This is a genomic window from Kitasatospora sp. NPDC088264, from assembly GCF_040685715.1.
Lineage (GTDB): Bacteria > Actinomycetota > Actinomycetes > Streptomycetales > Streptomycetaceae > Kitasatospora.
In genome coordinates this window covers 51774-67541 of the sequence record NZ_JBFBIR010000027.1, presented here as the reverse complement: position 1 = coordinate 67541, position 15768 = coordinate 51774, and the positions used below count along the sequence as shown (strand labels likewise).

Here is a 15768-nt window from a genome sequence, read left to right as displayed (position 1 = left end):
CCGTCCGCCCGAACCGTCCGCCCGAACCGTCCGCCCGAACCGTCCGCCCGAACCGTCCGCCCGAACCGTCCGCCCGAACCGGCCGGGCGGACTGGCCGAGCGGACCGGTCAGGCGAACCGCTCGATCGCTGTGAGGACCGCCTCGGTCATCGCCGGACTCCCGGTGTGCCCGGACTCGTCGATGACGGTCAGTCGGGCCTCCGGCCAGGCCTGGACCAGCCGCCACGCGGTGTCGAGTGGCGAGCCGAGGTCGAGGCGGCCGTGGATCAGTTCGCCTGGGATGCCGGTCAGCCGTCCGGCGTCGCGCAGCAGTTGGCCGTCGGCCAGGAACGCGTGGTGCGCGAAGTAGTGCGCGGTGATCCGGGTGAACGCCATCAGCGCGTCGGTGGGGCGGTCGCTGTAGGCGTTCGGCTTGCCCAGCGCCTCGTGCGCGATGACGGCGTCCTCCCAGGTGGCCCAGGCGTTCGCGGCGGCCCGCCGGACGGTCTCGTCCTGGTTGTTGAGCAGCCGGCTGTAGGCGGCCACCAGGTCACCGTCGCGGTCGGCGGCCGGCAGGAAGTTCCGGAACTCCTCCCACGGGCTGGGCAGGAAGCGGGCGACGCCCCGGTAGAGCCAGTCGGTCTCCTCGGGGCGGGTCGTGGTGACGCCGCAGAGCACGATCTCGGAGACCCGCTCGGGGTGGGCCTGGGCATAGGCGAGGATCAGCGTCGAGCCCCAGGAGCCGCCGTACAGCAGCCACTTCTCGATGCCGAGGTGTTCGCGCAGCCGCTCCATGTCCGCGATCAGCCGCTCGGTGGTGTTGTGCTCCAGCCCGGTCGTCGGGTCGGCGGCGTGCGGCAGGCTCTGTCCGCAGCCGCGCTGGTCGAACTGGACCACGTGGTACCGCTCGGGGTCGAAGTACCGCCGGGTGCCCGGCCGGTGGCCGGATCCGGGCCCGCCGTGCACGATCGCGGCGGGTTTGCCAGCCGGGTTGCCGGAGGCGTTCCAGTGCATCCGCTGACCGTCTCCGACGTCCAGCAGGCCTTGCGCGTAGGGCTCGTAGTGGGGGTGCAGCTCGGGCATCGCGGAACTCCTCCGTGGACGTGCGGCCGGACAGACCCTAGCGGGCGCTCGCAGGCCGGGCCGCGGATTTTCGGCGGGCCCGGGGCGGGGCCCGGTCGGCCGGGCCCGCGGTGGTGGGGTCAGCGCCGTTCGGCGGGCAGCAGGGTCGCGAGCCCGTCGAGGACGCGTTGCACGCAGAACTCGAAGCGGGTGTCCATGTCGGGTTCGGTGAGGTCGTCGGCCAGGGCGACGAGGTTGGGGAAGGTGTCGGCGGGCAGGGCGCGGAAGCGGTCTCCGGTGGCGTCGGCGATGTCCCGGCGACTGGTGCCGAGGACTTCGGCGGCCGAGATCGGGGACTGTTCCTGGAGGACGAACCCCTGGACGAAGGCGCCCAGCAGGTAGGTGGCCATGGCGGCGTCGGCGTCGGAGAAGCCGGCCGCGCGGAGCCGGTCGAGCTGGTCCTCCATCAGGCCGAGCAGGTGGGGGCCGGGGGAGAGGCGGCCCGAGACGACCTTGGCGGCGTCGCGCTTGTCGAGCAGCAGTCGGCGGTAGCGCCAGCAGTAGGCGTGGAACTGCTCGCGCCACCCGCCCTCGCGCGGCGGGGGTTCGGCCGAGGCCATCACCGCGTCGGTGAGCAGGTCGAGCAGTTCCTGCTTGTTGCGGACGTGCCAGTACAGCGAGGCCGCCTTGACGCCGACCTCGGCGGCGACCTTGCGCATCGACAGCCCGTCGAGGCCGTCCCGTTCCAGTACCCGCAGCGCGGCCTGGGTCAGCGCGTCCCTGGTCAGCGGCGGTGTCGTGTCGTCGTTCTCCGGCATGGCTGTGCGGACGCCTCCAGCGGTCTCATCCGGTCGCGAGTCTCGTGGCGACTGTCCGTGGCGAGTGCCCGTCGCGAGATCCCGCTTGCAATCTAACACCGTTAGGGGCACTCTGTGCGTGCCGCACCACTCCCTAACGCTGTTAGGGGCCAGGAATCGGGAGGGTTCCCATGCAGGAGTCGAGCGCCCGGCGCAAACGGCTCGCGCTACTGACGCTCTGCGTCACCATGTTCATGTCCATGCTGGACAACGTCATCGTCAACAACGCCCTGCCCCGCATCGGCCAGGACCTGGACGCCGGGATCAGCGGCCTGCAATGGGTCGTCGAGGGATACAGCCTCGTCTACGCCGGGTTCGTGCTGACCGGCGGCGCGCTCGGCGACCGGCACGGCCGCACCCGGATGTTCCGGTTCGGCCTCGCGCTGTTCACGGTCGGCTCCGCGCTCGCCGCGCTCGCCGGAACGATCGGCCTGCTGGTCGGCGCCCGGATGCTGCAAGGCGTCGGGGCCGCGCTGCTCACCCCGGGCAGCCTCGCCCTGCTGCGCCACGTCTTCACCGACGAGCGCGAGCGCGTCAGGGCGATCGGCCTCTGGTCCGGGGTCTCCGCGTTGGGTCTGTCGATCGGCCCGGTGGTCGGCGGGCCGATGGTCGAGCACCTCGGGTGGGCCAGCGTTTTCTGGATCAACGTGCCGATCGGCGTGGCCGGACTGGTGCTCGCCGCCCGCGTGCTCCCGGACATCCCCCCGCGTGCCCGGCGGATCGACCTCGGCGGCCTCGTCCTCTCCGCCGCAGGCCTCGGCCTGCTGGTCTACGCGCTGATCGAGGGGCCGACCCGTGGCTGGACGGACACCCGGGTGCTCCTCTGCGGCGCTGCGGCGCTCGTGCTGCTGGCCGCCTTCCTGGTGCTCGAACTGCGCCTCGCCGAACCGATGCTGGAGCTGCGGCTGTTCCGCGACGGCGCCCTCGGCGGCGCGCTGCTCAGCGGCTTCATGGTCAGCTTCGGGATCTTCGGCGCGCTCTTCTTCCTGCCGCTGCTGATGCAGGGCCCGCTCGGCTGGTCCCCGTCCGACGCCGGCTACGCCGGGCTGCCGATGACCGGGATGATCGTCGTCGCCGCCCCGCTCTCCGGCCGGCTGACCTCGCGGTACGGGCCCCGGCTGCCGTTGGTGCTCGGTCTCGTGCTGTGCGCGGCGGGCCTCGGCGGGCTGTCCCTCTACGGCGAGCACGCCCACTACGTCGAGTACCTGTGGACCCTGTTCGCGATGGGCCTCGGGATGGGGATGACCTTCACCCCGGTGTCGATCGCGGTGCTCCAACGGGTCGCCCCGGCGCAGACCGGGATGGCCTCGGCGAGCATCAACACCCTGCGCGAGCTGGGCGGCGTCCTCGGGATCGCGGTGCTCGGCGCCGTGCTGACCAACCGGATGACCGGCAGCCTGACCGCCGCCCTGCACCGGCTCGGCGTGCCGCCGGACGCCGTCGGCCCGATCGCGGACGCGCCCGCCGGGGCGGGGCACGGCGGTGGCGGCGCGGCCGCCGTGCTGCCCGGCCCGGTCCAGGACGCGGTGGACGGCGCCTTCATCGAGGGCCTCCACCTCGCGGCGCGCTGCGGTGCGGCCGCGCTCGTCGTCACCGCCGTCCTGGTCGCCGTCCTGCTGGGCCGGGCCCGCCCGCTCGCCCAGAGCGGCACCGGCCTCCCGGAATCGGCCCCCGACTCGGCGTCGGCCCCCGACTCGGCGTCGGCCCCCGGCCCCGGCCCCGGCCCGGACTCCGGCCCCGGCCCGGACTCCGACCCTGGCCCCGACCTCGACCCGAACTCCGGTCCGGAGCCGCTGGCCGAGGCCCGGACGGTCCGACCGACCTGACGGGTCCGGCCGACCTGATCGGTCTGACCGATCCGCGTGCCGACGCCGCGTCAGCGGATGCCCTCGACCGCCGCCTGCGCCGTGCGGGCCAGTTCCCGGCGCGCCCCCGCCCGGGTGGCCTGCGGCGCGGGCGGCGGAATCGGTGGCAGGAACGTCACGTCGGCGACCAGTCCGCGTACCGCGACCACCCGGGCGAGCGAGGTGAGCAGTCCGTCGTCGCCGATGAAGGCGGGCACGCTGGTCGGCCGTCCGTCCGCCAGCCGGTAGCGGATCGTCACCGGCTGGACGAAGGCGCCCGCCTCCACCGCCGCCTGGAACAGCGCGGGCCGGAAGCGGCCGCTCTCCCGTCCGCACCAGGTGGACCCCTCCGGGAAGACGATCACCGGCTGGCCGGCGCGCAGCACCTCGGCCACCGTCGCCACGGTGTCGGGCAGCGCGCGGAGCCGGTCGCGGTCCAGGAACACGGTGCCGCCCCAGGCGATCAGCGGCCCGAGCACCGGCCACCGGCGGACCTCGGTCTTGGCCAGTGAGCGGCCCGGGCGGCCCGCCGCGATCAGCGGGATGTCCAGCCAGGACACGTGGTTGGCCACCACGAGCGTCCCGCCGCCGAGCGCGCCGCCCGGCGTCCCGAGGTGGACGGTGACCCCGAGGGTGTGCAACAGGACGCGCGCCCAGAGCCGGATCAGCCGCTCCCGGGTGCCGTGCGGGAGGAGGCGCAGCGGCAGGCTGAGCAGCACGCCCGCCAGCACCGCCGCCAGGCAGGCCGCCAGCCGCAGCGCCCGCCGGGGGTGCGAGACGGCGGGCGCCGTCTCGGCCAGGCAGGTCTCGGGCCGGCAGGGGGCCGTCGGCAGCCAGACGCTCATGATGAGGCGCCGAGGGGCCGGGCGGGCAGTCCGGACAGGAAGTGCCGCAGGTAGCGCGGGTCGGTGCGCTCCAGCGACAGCAGCACGTACAGGTCGACGCAGTCGAAGTCCGGGTCGTACGCGGGCTCGCCGCAGACCCAGGCGCCGAGCCGCAGGTAGCCGCGGAGCAGGGCGGGCAGCGCGCCGCGCTCGGCGCGCGGCACGCCGGTGGCGTCCCAGCGGCGGCGCGGGGTGACCCGGTACTGCTCGGGCGCCAGGTACTTGGCGCTGACGGTGTCCCAGACCCGGGCCGCGGTGGCGCCGCCGTCGTCCAGCGGGATCGAGCAGCAGCCGCCGACCCAGGTGTTGCCGGTGTCGGCGAGGTAGCGGGCGATGCCGCCCCACATCAGGTTGATGACGGCGCCGTTGCCCCGGTGGTCGGGGTGGATGCAGGAGCGGCCGAGTTCCACCAGGCCCGGGCGGACCGGGGCCAGGGCGGAGAGCTCGAACTCGCCGTCGGAGTAGAGCCGTCCGGCCCGCCGGGCGGCCTCGGGGCGCAGCAGCCGGTAGGTGCCGACGACGGCGCCGTGCTCGCCCTCGCGGACCAGGAGGTGGTCGCAGAACTCGTCGAAGGGGTCGACGTCGAGGCCGGCGACCGGGCTGTGCAGGACGGCACCGAGCTCGGCGGCGAACACCTGGTGGCGCAGCCGCTGGGCGGCGCGCACGTCGTCGGCGTCGCGGGCGAGGGAGACGGTGTAGGCGGCCGGGGCCTGCGGCCGGCGGGGGGCGGGGACGGCGGGGGCGTCCTGGGTGGGGGCTACTGCGGTCGGAGCGTACGTGGGGACGGTGGTCATGGCGGACCCTCCAGGGCAGCACGATCGGCGGCGCCCTGGATCGCCAGGGCACCGGCCCGGCCCGCAGGCGTTGGGCCTGCACGCGAACCGGTCCCCGTATATCTCTCCGAGCCGGTTGGCATCCATGTTGCGGCGCGGCGGAGCGCAGATGTGCAACTGCTGAATGGGACCACCCGTCGCCTCCCGGTCATCTGCCGGGCACCGGGCGCTCGCCCGCCGGGGGTGGACAGCCCGGGCGCCTGTGCGCCCGGGCCTGCCACCCTCCCCCGGGATTCCCCCGGAACTCCCGTGGACGGGTGTGGTGTTGCGCGCGACCGGCGTGCTCCGAGAAGCGCGCGCCCCGGCGGGGCCTAGAGGGCCTGCCAGCCCTGCGGGTCGACGTCGCCCGGGATGACGGGCGCGGGGCCGTAGGGTTCGCGGGTGAGGACGAAGGAGCCGAGGTCCAGGTGGCTGACGGTGCCGTCGGCGGCCCGGACCACCCGCAGGGTCTCGCCCGTGTAGTAGTTGTCCAGCCCCGTCCAGGTGCCGTCCGGCTCGGCGCGGAAGCGGGAGCTGCGGGCTCCGCCGACGAGCGAGGTCAGTTCGAGGCCGCGGTCGGCCCGCAGCCGCAGGGCCTGCGCCGAAGTGCCCCAGTACCAGGGGCCGGTGAGGGCCAGCAGCTCCTCGTCGACCTCGGGCAGCGGACGCCAGGGTTCGGGCAGCCGGGGCTCGTGCTCGGCGGTCAGCGTGATCAACTGGGCGGCCACCAGGGTGGTGCCGGCGCCGGTGGTGGCGTTGGACAGGGCGATCGCGGCCAGGCCGTCCTCATCGCTGACCCACAGTGCGGCGGTGAAGCCGGGCATCGAGCCGGTGTGGCCGTACAGCACCCGGCCTTCGTGGCGGCGCAGTTGCAGGCCGAGGCCGTATCCGGAGGTCCAGGCCGTGTCGTCGGGGCCGGTGGCGGGCCGGCGCATCTCGGCGAGCGAGTCGGCGGCCAGCACCTTGTCGTCCCCGGCGGAGAGGAAGGCCGCCCAGCGGGCCAGGTCGGCGACGGTGGACCAGAGTTGGCCGGCCGGGCCCATCAGCCCGGTGTCGGTGAGCGGCTCCGGCAGCATGACGTCGGCCCACGGGTGGACGGCGAAGCCTCCGGCGTGCGGGTGCTCGGGCAGCAGGGTGGTGCGGTCCATGCCGAGCGGTGCCAGCACCTCGCGCCGCAGCACCTCGCCCCAGGGCTCGCCGCGCAGCCGCTCGACCAGCGCGCCGAGCAGCGCGTAGCCGGGGTTGGAGTAGTGGTGGAGGCGCCCGGCCGGGTGCTTGATCGCGGCGCCGGGCTCCAGCAGGTCGTCCAGTCCGGGCCGCAGGGAGCCGTCGGTCCGTTCCCACCAGGGCCCGGGTGTCTCGGCGGCGAGTCCGGCGGTGTGGGCGAGCAGTTGCGCGACGGTCGCGCCGTCGGCCGGGGTGCCGGGCAGGTGTCGGGCGAGCGGGTCGGCGAGGTCGAGCAGGCCCTCGTCGCGCAGCCGCAGCACGAGCACGGCGACGAAGGTCTTGGTGAGCGAGCCGATCCGGTACTGGACGTCGGGGGTCGGCGCGTGTCCGTCGATCATGCTGCGGGCGCCGCTCCAGACCAGTCGGCCGTCCCGGACCACTCCGGCGGCCAGGGAGGGCGTGCGGCCTTCGGCCTGGGCGACGGCGATCCGCTGCAGCAGGGCGCGGCGGGTGGTCGGCAGCAGTTCGTCGGACTGATCGGTCATCTGATCCTCTGAATCCTTCGGCGTGGTCCGGCGGGGAGGCCCGTCGGAGTGGTCTGCCACGAGGTCCGCCGACGAGACCGTCGGCGAGGTCCGCAGGCGAGGGCCGCCGGCCAACACGGACGGGCAGCAGACGAACCCAACCTAGCCAGGCCGCTCCGAAGGATCCACCCGTTATCTCCGCAAACGCCCCGCGATCGCCCCCTGAACGCCTCGCGATGTCGCCGCCGGCCCGGTCAGCCCGGCAGCGGCGGGAGTTCGGGCCGCTGCAGCCAGGCCTCGAAGACCGGGGCCAGCGGGGCGGCCGCGTACCGGGAGGCGTGCGCGAGCAGGTCGGCGGTGCCGACGACGCCGTGCCGGTGGATGCTCGTCCAGTCCCGCAGCATCGCGAAGAAGGCGTCCTCGCCCAGCGCCCGCCGCAGCGCGTGCACGGCGAGGCCGCCGCGCTGGTACAGCCGGTCGTCGAACATCAGCCTGCGGCCCGGGTCGGCGAGCCTGAGGTCCTGCGGGAGCCCGGCCAGCAGGCCGTGCGCGGCGGCGGCGTGGGTGGCCGCGGCCGGGCCGCCGGCGTGCTCGGACCACAGCCACTCGGCGTACTTGGCGAAGCCCTCGTTCAGCCAGATGTGCCGCCAGTCGGCGATCGTCACGCTGTTGCCGAACCACTGGTGCGCCAGCTCGTGGGCGATCAGCCGCTCGCGCTCCCAGCCGCCGCCGAGGTGGTTCGTCCCGAAGGTGGCGACGCCCTGCGCCTCCACGGGGACGTCCAGTTCCTCGTCCGCGACGACCACCGCGTACTCGCCGAACGGGTACGGCCCGAACACCTCGCCGAAGTACGCCATCATCTCCGGCTGCCGCCCGAAGTCCCGGGTGAACGCGGGGACCAGCCGCTCCGGCACGTAGCCGGTCTGCGGCACGGCCGGGCGGGCCGCCAGCGGCACCGGCCGGTAGTGGCCGATCGACACCGTCACCAGGTACGGCGAGGTCGGCGCGCTCTGCTCGTACACCCAGGTGGTGCTGGACGCCCGGGTGGTGCGGGTCAGCAGCCGGCCGCTCGCCAGCACGGTGAACGGGGACGGCGTGGTGACCGCGATCTGGTACGTCGCCTTGTCGGCGGGCCGGTCGTTGCACGGGAACCATGACGGCGCGCCGATCGGCTGGCTGGCGACCAGCGAGCCGTCGGTCAGCTCCTCCCAGCCCAGGCCGCCCCACGGGCTGCGCACCGGACGGGGGTTGCCGGTGTAGTGCACCTCGACGGTGAACGCCGCCCCCGCCGCCAGTGCCCTGGCCGGACGGATCCGCAGCTTGCCGGCGCGGTGGGTGTAACGGGCGGCCTTGCCGTCGACCAGCACCCGCCCGATCCGGAACTCGGCCAGGTCCAGCGCGAACTCGGCCAGCGCCGCGTCCGCCACGGCGCTCAGCCGGGCCGAGGCCGCCAGCCGGTTCGGCCCGGGCCGGTAGTCCAGCACGAGCTCGTAGCGGTGGACCCGGTAGCGGTGGTCGCCGTTGGCCGGGAAGTACGGGTCGGGGGCGCCGGCGGTCGCCGGGACGTGCTTGGGCTTCACGGGGGCGGGCACTTCCTGCGGGCCGGGACGGGTGGTCATGACGTGGGCTGCCACGCCTCGATGGGGTTGCCCAGCCACCGCGTGTCGGCGGGGACGGACTCGGCGCGCATCACCAGCGAGGCCGGGCCCAGCGTGCTGCGCGCGCCCACCGTGCTGCCGGGCAGCACGATGCCGCCCGGGCCCAGGGTGGCGCCCTCGCGGAGGACCACAGTATCCATCCGCATGATCCGGTCGTGGAAGAGGTGCGTCTGCACCACGCAGCCCCGGTTGACGGTGACGCCGTCCCCGAGGGTGACCAGGTCCGCCTCCGGCAGCCAGTAGCTCTCGCACCAGACGCCGCGGCCGATCCGCGCGCCGAGCGCCCGCAGCCAGAGGTTCAGCACCGGCGTGCCCGGCACCGCGCCGACCAGCCACGGCACCGCCAGCACCTCGACGAAGGTGTCCGCGAGCTCGTTGCGCCACACGAAGCTGCTCCACAGCGGGTGCTCCACCGCCCGGAACCGGCCGACCAGCAGCCACTTCGCCGCCACCGCGACCAGGCAGGCCACCGCGCCGGCGCCCAGCAGCACCAGGCCCGAGAGCAGCGCGGCCACGCCCGCCGACCAGGAGACGGACAGCCGGGACAGCACCGCGACGGTCAGCACGCCGAGCGCCCCCGAGGCGAGCACCGGCAGCAGCCGGGCCAGCTCGACCAGTCCGCGCGCCCAGAGCAGCCGGGCTGGCGGCTCGTAGGTCAGGCTCTGGTCGGCCTCGTCCGCCGCGCGCGGCAGCCGCATCGGCGGCATGCCCAGGTACGAGCCGCCCTTCTTGGCCTTCTCCGGCGTCGCCGACAGCACGCCCACCAGGCCCCGCTTGGGCACCGCCCGCCCCGGCGCGGTCATTCCCGAGTTCCCGAGGAACGCCCGCTCGCCGACCTTCGCCTCGCCGAGCCGCACCCAGCCACCGCCCAGCTCGTACGGCGCGATCAGGGTGTCGTCGGCCAGGAACGCGCCGTCGCCGACGGTGGTCAGGCTGGGCAGCGCCAGCACTGTGGACACCTCCGCGCCCCGGCCGACCCTCATCCCGAGCGCCCGCAGCCACAGCGGCGTGACCAGCCCCGCGTACAGCGGGAAGAGCACCTCCCGGGCCCGGTCCATCAGCTGGGTGACGGTCCACGCCTGCCAGCCGACCCGGCCGTGCAGCGGGTGCACCCCGGGGAGCAGACCGCGGCTCAGCAACCGGACGGCGGCCACCAGCTGCGCCGCGTACACCGCGCCGTACGCCAGGGTGGCGGGCAGCAGGCCGAGCAGCGCGCCGCCGAGCGCCGCGCCGAGGCCGTCGCCCTGGTGGACGAAACCGGCGAGGACCGCGAGCGCGGCCAGCGCGGGCGCCACCGGGAGCAGGCCGAGCGCCGTGCCGCTGGCACCGTAGAGCGCGGCCCAGAAGACCCGGTGCGGCGGGCGCTCCTTGGGCCACGCCCGCTCGACGCGGCCCAGCTTGACGGCGGGCGCGCCGCCCCAGCGCTGGCCGGTCGGCACGTGCCCGGTGACGCTAGAGCCGGGCAGTACCTGGGCGCGCTTGCCGACCCGGGCGCCGGGCAGCAGGGTCGAGCGGGTGCCGACCACGGCGCCGGAGCCGACCTTGACCTGGCCGACCTCCAGCCGGTCGCCGTCCAGCCAGTAGCCGCACAGGTCCACCTCGGCCTCGACGGCGCAGCCCCGGCCCAGCTTCAGCATCCCGGTGACCGGCGGCAGCGAGTGCAGGTCGACCTCGGGCCCGACCTTGGCACCCAGCGCCCGGGCGTAGCGGACCAGCCAGGCGCCGGACAGCGCGGTGGCGCCGCTGAGCTCGGAGAGCCGCTCGGCGGTCCAGAGCCGCAGGTGGACGGCGCCGCCGCGTGGATGGCTGCCCGGGCGCAGGCCGCGCAGCAGCAGCCGGGCGCCGCCGGCCGCGATCGCCAGCCGGCCCGCCGGGGTGTACAGCGCCAGGGCGCCCGCGCCGACCGCCCACCAGGAGGCGGTGGGCGCCCACGGGTAGTCGCCCAGGTGGGAGAGCAGGTTGCCGGCCGCCAGCAGGGCGACCGTCCAGCGCAGGCCGACCACGGTGAACAGCGGGATCAGCAGGAGCAGCTGGAGCAGCTTGGCCCGGGTCGGCACCAGGGCGATGGTGCGGGCCTGGCCGCTCTGGGCGGCGGTGCGCTCCAGGTGCCGGGCGAGCTTGCGCAGCGTCGGGTGCTGGTAGACGTCCAGCACGGCGGCGTTCGGGTAGCGGGTGCGCAGCAGCGTGGTGAGCCGGGCGGCGGCCAGGCTGCCGCCGCCGATGCCGAAGAAGTCGTCGCGCGGGCCGCTCACCGTCACACCGAGGATCTCGGTCCACTGCTCGGCCAGCCAGGCCTCGGTGCCGTACAGCTGCTCGCTCGGCCCGGCGTTCTCCAGCTCGGGCAGCGGCCAGGGCAGGGCGGCCCGGTCGACCTTGCCGGAGGTGCGGGTGGGCAGGGTGTCGACCGGCGCGAGCAGCGGCACCAGGGCGGCCGGCAACTCGGCGCGCAGCTTCTCGACGGCCTGCTCGCGGTCGAAGCCGTCCTGGACGACCAGGTAGCCGACCAGCAGCTGGTTGCCGCCGCGCGCGGTGCGGACGGCGGCGGCCGCGCCCGCCACGCCGGGCAGGGCCTGGAGCGCCGCGTCGACCTCGCCGAGTTCGATCCGGCGGCCGCCGAGCTTGATCTGCTCGTCGGTGCGGCCGAGGAACAGCAGGCCGGCCGGGTCGGCCTGGACCAGGTCGCCGCTGCGGTACGCCCGCTCCCAGCCGAGCGAGGCCAGCGGCGCGTACTTCTCGGCGTCCTTCTCCGGGTCGAGGTAGCGGGCCAGACCGACCCCGCCGATCACCAGCTGGCCGGTACCGCCGGCCGCGACCGGCTCGCCGGCCTCGTCGACCACGGCGAGGTCCCAGCCGTCCAGCGGCAGGCCGATCCGGACCGGGCCGTCGCCGGTCAGCAGCGCGGCGCAGGCGACCACGGTGGCCTCGGTGGGGCCGTAGGTGTTCCAGACCTCGCGGCCCTCGGTGACCAGCCGCTGCACCAGCTCCGGCGGGCAGGCCTCGCCGCCGAAGATCAGCAGCCGCACCTCGTTGAGCGCCTCGGCCGGCCAGAGCGCGGCCAGCGTCGGGACGGTGGAGACCACGGTGATCTCCTGCTCCGCCAGCCAGGGGCCGAGGTCGGCGCCGCTGCGTACCTGGGAGCGGGGGACGGGCACCAGGCAGGCGCCGTGGCGCCAGGCCAGCCACATCTCCTCGCAGGAGGCGTCGAAGGCCACCGACAGGCCGGCCATCACCCGGTCGCCGGGGCCGATCGGCTCGTCCTGGAGGAAGAGCGCCGCCTCGGCGTCGACGAAGGCGGCGGCGTTGCGGTGGGTGACGGCCACGCCCTTGGGGCGGCCGGTGGAGCCGGAGGTGAAGATGATCCAGGCGTCGTCGGCCGGCGTCGGGCGGGGGCGGGGTTCCGCGGCCGCCTCGCCGGGGTCGGGGACCGGGCGTTCGCGGTGGACGGTCAGCGCGCGGTCGGTGCCGAGCACCGCGGCGACGCCGGCCTCCCCGAAGACCAGCTGGGCGCGCTCGTCCGGGTCCTCTGCGTCGACCGGCACGTAGGCGGCGCCGGCGGCGAGCACGGCGAGGATCGAGACGTACAGGTCGTTGGTGCCCGAGGGGACCCGCACGCCCACCCGGTCGTCCGGGCCGATCCCGGCGGCGGCCAGCCGGCGGCGCAGCTGCTCGACCTCGGCGGCCAGGGCGCGGTAGCCGAGCACGGTGCGCCCGTCGTCCAGGGCCGGTTCGTCGGGGTGGGCGCGGACGGTGGCGTCCAGGACGTCGACCAGGGTGCGCGGTGCGGCGGCCGGACGGCCCGGGAAGAGGGCCTGTGGCGGTGGGGCCTGTGGTGGTGTGGCGTGGGGCGGCGTGGCGGACTGCTCCGTGCTCGGTTCAGCTGTCATGGCAGCCCGTACGCTCCTCGTCCTCGCCCCGTTCCGACTGATGCCCGGCCCTTCGGGGCGGTGGGAGCACTCGCCTGACCGGGTGACCCCACTCCGGGGCCGGAGCGGACAACCCGACTGATGGTAGCCCCGGGTGCGAGGCGCCGTACGGCCCGACACTTGGCTCAACTAGGCCGGAAATGGCCTGAGCTGACGTTGTGTCAGTCAACAACTGGGTGGGCCTGGCAGTCATGTGACTGGATGTCAGTCAAATTGACGGATCGTCAGGCCTAATTCTCGATCGTGATCCACGCCACAGCGAATGCTGCTCCCTTCGGGTGGCGGGCCCGGCTTCCCGGCCCGGTTCCGGCCCGGCCGCCGGGCCCGCCAAGGCGTCGGAGCGGTGTCCGAGAGGCGCCGGAGAGAGACCCGAATGGCGCCCGAATGGTGTCAGGGCGGTCAGCGGAAGCGGTGCAGGTACTCCTGGAGGAACGCCTCCAGGGTGCGCGGGGCGCGCCTGGTGAGGTGGGCGAGGGTGCCGTCGGGTGCCTCCCGGCGGACCGCCGCGAGCTGCTGGATCTCCACCACGTGGGAGGCCAGCCAGGGCGGCATCCCGGCCCGCTCGACCAAGTGGGTGTGCAGCCCGGCCGGGGGCAGGTCGAGGTAGCGGACCGGGCGGCCGAGCAGCTCGCCGAGCAGCCCGGTGAGCTCCGGGTAGCTGTACGCCCGGCCGCCGGTGAGCGGATACGTTCCGCCGGCGAGCTCCGGGCGGGTGAGCACCTCGGCCGCGGCGTCGCCGATGTCCCGGGCGTCGACGTAGTTGCAGCGGGCCTGGCCCATGGCGCCGTGCACCACCCCGGCGGCGGCGATGCCGGGGGCCAGCAGCAGCAGCTTCTGCATGAACGCGTACGGCCGCAGCACCGTCGCGGTGACGCCGGACGTGCGCAGGCGCTCCTCGACCAGGTGGTGGCCGCGCGAGACGGCCACGGGGGAGTCCGGTTCGGCTGCGGGTGCGGAGATCTTGACGATGTGCTCCACGCCGCTCTCGACCGCAGCGTCGATCGCGGCCAGCTCGTGCTGGACCTGGTGCGGGCCGTTGGCCATGGTGAGGAAGAGCTGGTGCGCGCCACGGAAGGCTTCGCGCAGGGAGTTCGGGTCGGCGGCGTCGGCCGGGAGCGTCTCGGTCAGTGCGAGGGTCCGGTCGTCGAGGCCGGCCGCGAGGCGGGCGGGGTCGCGGCTGAGTGCGCGGCTCGGTGCACCGAGGGCGGCGAGGCTGCGCAGGGTGGCACCGCCGGTGGCGCCTCCGGCGCCCATGACGACGATCATGAGGTCTGTCCTTCCGGTCGGGTGGAGAGTCGGTGCTGCGGGGATCGGGTCCGGCGGCTGCCGCGCCAGCGCCAGGTGATCACGGTGGCCGCGATCGCCGACGAGACCGGCAGGTCGATCGGAAGGCGGCCGGGCCAGGGGCTGGTGGCGAGCCCGTGGATCTGCGGCAGCCAGTGCGCGGCCGCGAGGCCGACGGTGAGTGCGACGGCCGCGGCGGCCAGGCCGAGTGCGGGGGCCAGCAGGGCGCGCGGTGCCCGGCCGCCCGGGGAGCGGTCGGGCCGGCGTCGCAGGGCGGAGCCGACCAGGGTGGCGACGACGGCCGAGGTGCCGCCGATCGTGGTGGCCGCGGCGATCAACAGCTGCGGCTGGTGCGTGACGGCCCCGCCGATGCCGGCCATCACGGCGGGCATCGCGTAGGCGACGAGGACCTCCCGCCACAGGGTGAAGGGGGGCGGTGCGCCGGGTGCTTTCTTGCTCATGGGCTTCTCCTGCGGAGGTGTTGGGGTGAAGTGATTAGGTGGCTAACTATTAGTGCTTAGGTGCCTAACTATTGGGTCGTGAAGCCGGCGGGCCGCCTTGCGCGGCCCGCCGTTCTCGACCGGGTCAGTCCGCGGTCAGCGCGTCGGCACCCTCGACCACCCTGGCCAGGAGGTCGAGGAAGGTGGCGCGCTCCTCGACCGAGAGCCCGCCGACCAGTGCCTGCATCCGGGCGAAGTGCTCGGGCGCCAGATCGCGCAGCCGCTGCGCGCCGCGTGCGGTGAGGACCACCACGTTGGCGCGGCCGTCCTCGGCGGACGGACGGCGGACCACCAGGCCCTCCCGCTCCAGGCCGTCCACCAGGCCGGTCACGGTCGCCCGCGAGACGCCGAGGCCGGCCGCGAGCTGGGAGGGCGACTTCTCGCCGCCGTGGTCCTCCAGGTCGGCCAGCAGTCGGTAGCGGCCGGTGGAGAGCCCGAACCGGGCGAAGTGCACCTCCCCGGCCTGGCCGATCCGGGCGCCCGCCGCCATCAGCCGGGCCGCGACCAGGATCGCCTGCGGGTCGGCCGTGAGGCCGTAGCGGGCGATCTGGCGGCGCGCCTGGTCGAGAGTGGGGGCGCCGCTGCCGGCGTCGGGGCGTTGTGTCATGAAAGTAATATGGCGCCTCATCAGTTTCCCGGTCAAGTCGACGGCCGCACCGACCGGTTCCCGGACGGTGCGGGCCGCGGTGACGCCGGTCCCTCCGGGGTCGAGGGTGGCCGGGCGGTGCGCCCAGGGCGAGTCTCGTCATTCCCGGCGTCGCGCGCCCGGCGGGAACGGCGGGACACGTCCTACGCGGCGCGGCGCGCGCCGCCGTCCGCACCTTCCTGGCCGACCAGGGTGTGCCCGACCCCGACGGGCGGACCGCCACCCTGCTGGCCTGCGTCGACGGACTGGTCTTCGACCGGCTGGTGGGCGGCGGGGAAGTCCGCGTGGACGAGGTCCAGGGGCTGGTGGCGGCTGCGCTGCGCGGGACGGCCGGACGGTAGGGCGTTTCTTCGAACTCCCGTCGCTTGGAGGCAGTTTGAAAAGGCGCCCCCGGCGGGGTGTGGCGGCCTCGCCGCACGAAGTGCCGTAGGGCGGCGCTCCGGCGGCCCGGATGCGGCGGTGGCCGGGGTGGTGGCTCGGTGGTGACGAGCAATCAGGTCAATCAACCGTCAAGTTGGTTCATTCACAGAATAATCCGGTCGCAAAGTGGACGGCATCGAAACATTTACGCTGCTTCCAGGTCTTCACATGGAGATCTCAGACTGACAGGCTGGGGCCGCCCTTTCAG

General features: G+C 74.8%; 11 protein-coding genes and 1 pseudogene. 2 read left to right on the top strand and 10 right to left on the bottom strand.

Features of this window, described 5'->3' with window-relative positions; translation table 11 throughout:
* Nucleotides 1–108: 108 nt before the first annotated feature.
* Both pip and AB0O82_RS21575 read right to left on the bottom strand, forming a co-directional pair.
* Complete coding sequence (pip, locus tag AB0O82_RS21580; RefSeq protein ID WP_363585588.1) at nt 109–1062, bottom strand: prolyl aminopeptidase; 954 nt, start codon at nt 1060–1062, stop codon at nt 109–111.
* 119 nt (nt 1063–1181) lie between these two features.
* Nucleotides 1182–1859, bottom strand: coding sequence for a TetR/AcrR family transcriptional regulator C-terminal domain-containing protein (locus AB0O82_RS21575; RefSeq protein WP_363585587.1), 678 nt, complete (start codon nt 1857–1859; stop codon nt 1182–1184).
* A 170-nt stretch (nt 1860–2029) separates the two neighbouring features.
* Here AB0O82_RS21575 and AB0O82_RS21570 point away from each other — a divergent pair, with 170 nt between their 5' ends.
* Entirely contained in the window at nt 2030–3724 is a 1695-nt protein-coding gene (locus tag AB0O82_RS21570) for an MFS transporter (RefSeq protein WP_363585586.1), read from the top strand.
* 50 nt (nt 3725–3774) lie between these two features.
* On the opposite strand, the gene AB0O82_RS21565 is transcribed toward AB0O82_RS21570, so the two are convergent.
* The 8 genes from AB0O82_RS21565 to AB0O82_RS21530 form a co-directional block, all read right to left on the bottom strand.
* Nucleotides 3775–4587, bottom strand: coding sequence for a lysophospholipid acyltransferase family protein (locus tag AB0O82_RS21565; RefSeq protein ID WP_363585585.1), 813 nt, complete (start codon nt 4585–4587; stop codon nt 3775–3777).
* Nucleotides 4584–5420 carry a GNAT family N-acyltransferase gene (locus AB0O82_RS21560; protein WP_363585584.1) on the bottom strand — a complete coding sequence of 279 codons (837 nt, stop codon included), beginning with the start codon at nt 5418–5420 and terminating at the stop codon, nt 4584–4586. Before AB0O82_RS21560 ends, AB0O82_RS21565 begins: the two co-directional genes overlap by 4 nt.
* Nucleotides 5421–5770: 350 nt before the next feature.
* Nucleotides 5771–7150: a serine hydrolase domain-containing protein gene (locus AB0O82_RS21555; protein ID WP_363585583.1), complete on the bottom strand. Its 1380-nt coding sequence runs from the start codon at nt 7148–7150 to the stop codon at nt 5771–5773.
* Between the two features lie 233 nt (nt 7151–7383).
* The gene (locus AB0O82_RS21550; RefSeq protein WP_363585582.1) at nt 7384–8748 is read right to left on the bottom strand and encodes a M1 family metallopeptidase; all 1365 of its coding nucleotides are present in this window, start codon (nt 8746–8748) and stop codon (nt 7384–7386) included.
* Entirely contained in the window at nt 8745–12671 is a 3927-nt protein-coding gene (locus AB0O82_RS21545) for a Pls/PosA family non-ribosomal peptide synthetase (protein ID WP_363585581.1), read from the bottom strand. The genes AB0O82_RS21550 and AB0O82_RS21545 overlap by 4 nt, the downstream gene beginning before the upstream one ends.
* 438 nt (nt 12672–13109) lie before the next feature.
* On the bottom strand, nt 13110–13976 hold the full coding sequence (locus tag AB0O82_RS21540) for an NmrA family NAD(P)-binding protein (protein ID WP_363585580.1): 867 nt from the start codon (nt 13974–13976) through the stop codon (nt 13110–13112).
* A complete protein-coding gene (locus AB0O82_RS21535) occupies nt 13973–14455 on the bottom strand; it encodes a hypothetical protein (protein ID WP_363585579.1) in 483 nt (160 codons plus the stop codon). Before AB0O82_RS21535 ends, AB0O82_RS21540 begins: the two co-directional genes overlap by 4 nt.
* A gap of 124 nt (nt 14456–14579) precedes the next feature.
* Nucleotides 14580–15101, bottom strand: coding sequence for a MarR family transcriptional regulator (locus AB0O82_RS21530; protein ID WP_363373080.1), 522 nt, complete (start codon nt 15099–15101; stop codon nt 14580–14582).
* Between the two features lie 194 nt (nt 15102–15295).
* Here AB0O82_RS21530 and AB0O82_RS21525 point away from each other — a divergent pair.
* A pseudogene (locus AB0O82_RS21525) lies at nt 15296–15481 on the top strand (TetR family transcriptional regulator); the annotation flags it as partial.
* Nucleotides 15482–15768: the final 287 nt, after the last annotated feature.

Bases quoted from the DNA above. Each gene is read 5' to 3' on its own strand.
- pip (WP_363585588.1), bottom strand. From the start codon at position 1,062: ATGCCCGAGCTGCACCCCCACTACGAGCCCTACGCGCAAGGCCTGCTG.
- AB0O82_RS21575 (WP_363585587.1), bottom strand. From the start codon at position 1,859: ATGCCGGAGAACGACGACACGACACCGCCGCTGACCAGGGACGCGCTG.
- AB0O82_RS21570 (WP_363585586.1), top strand. From the start codon at position 2,030: ATGCAGGAGTCGAGCGCCCGGCGCAAACGGCTCGCGCTACTGACGCTC.
- AB0O82_RS21565 (WP_363585585.1), bottom strand. From the start codon at position 4,587: ATGAGCGTCTGGCTGCCGACGGCCCCCTGCCGGCCCGAGACCTGCCTG.
- AB0O82_RS21560 (WP_363585584.1), bottom strand. From the start codon at position 5,420: ATGACCACCGTCCCCACGTACGCTCCGACCGCAGTAGCCCCCACCCAG.
- AB0O82_RS21555 (WP_363585583.1), bottom strand. From the start codon at position 7,150: ATGACCGATCAGTCCGACGAACTGCTGCCGACCACCCGCCGCGCCCTG.
- AB0O82_RS21550 (WP_363585582.1), bottom strand. From the start codon at position 8,748: ATGACCACCCGTCCCGGCCCGCAGGAAGTGCCCGCCCCCGTGAAGCCC.
- AB0O82_RS21545 (WP_363585581.1), bottom strand. From the start codon at position 12,671: ATGACAGCTGAACCGAGCACGGAGCAGTCCGCCACGCCGCCCCACGCC.
- AB0O82_RS21540 (WP_363585580.1), bottom strand. From the start codon at position 13,976: ATGATCGTCGTCATGGGCGCCGGAGGCGCCACCGGCGGTGCCACCCTG.
- AB0O82_RS21535 (WP_363585579.1), bottom strand. From the start codon at position 14,455: ATGAGCAAGAAAGCACCCGGCGCACCGCCCCCCTTCACCCTGTGGCGG.
- AB0O82_RS21530 (WP_363373080.1), bottom strand. From the start codon at position 15,101: ATGACACAACGCCCCGACGCCGGCAGCGGCGCCCCCACTCTCGACCAG.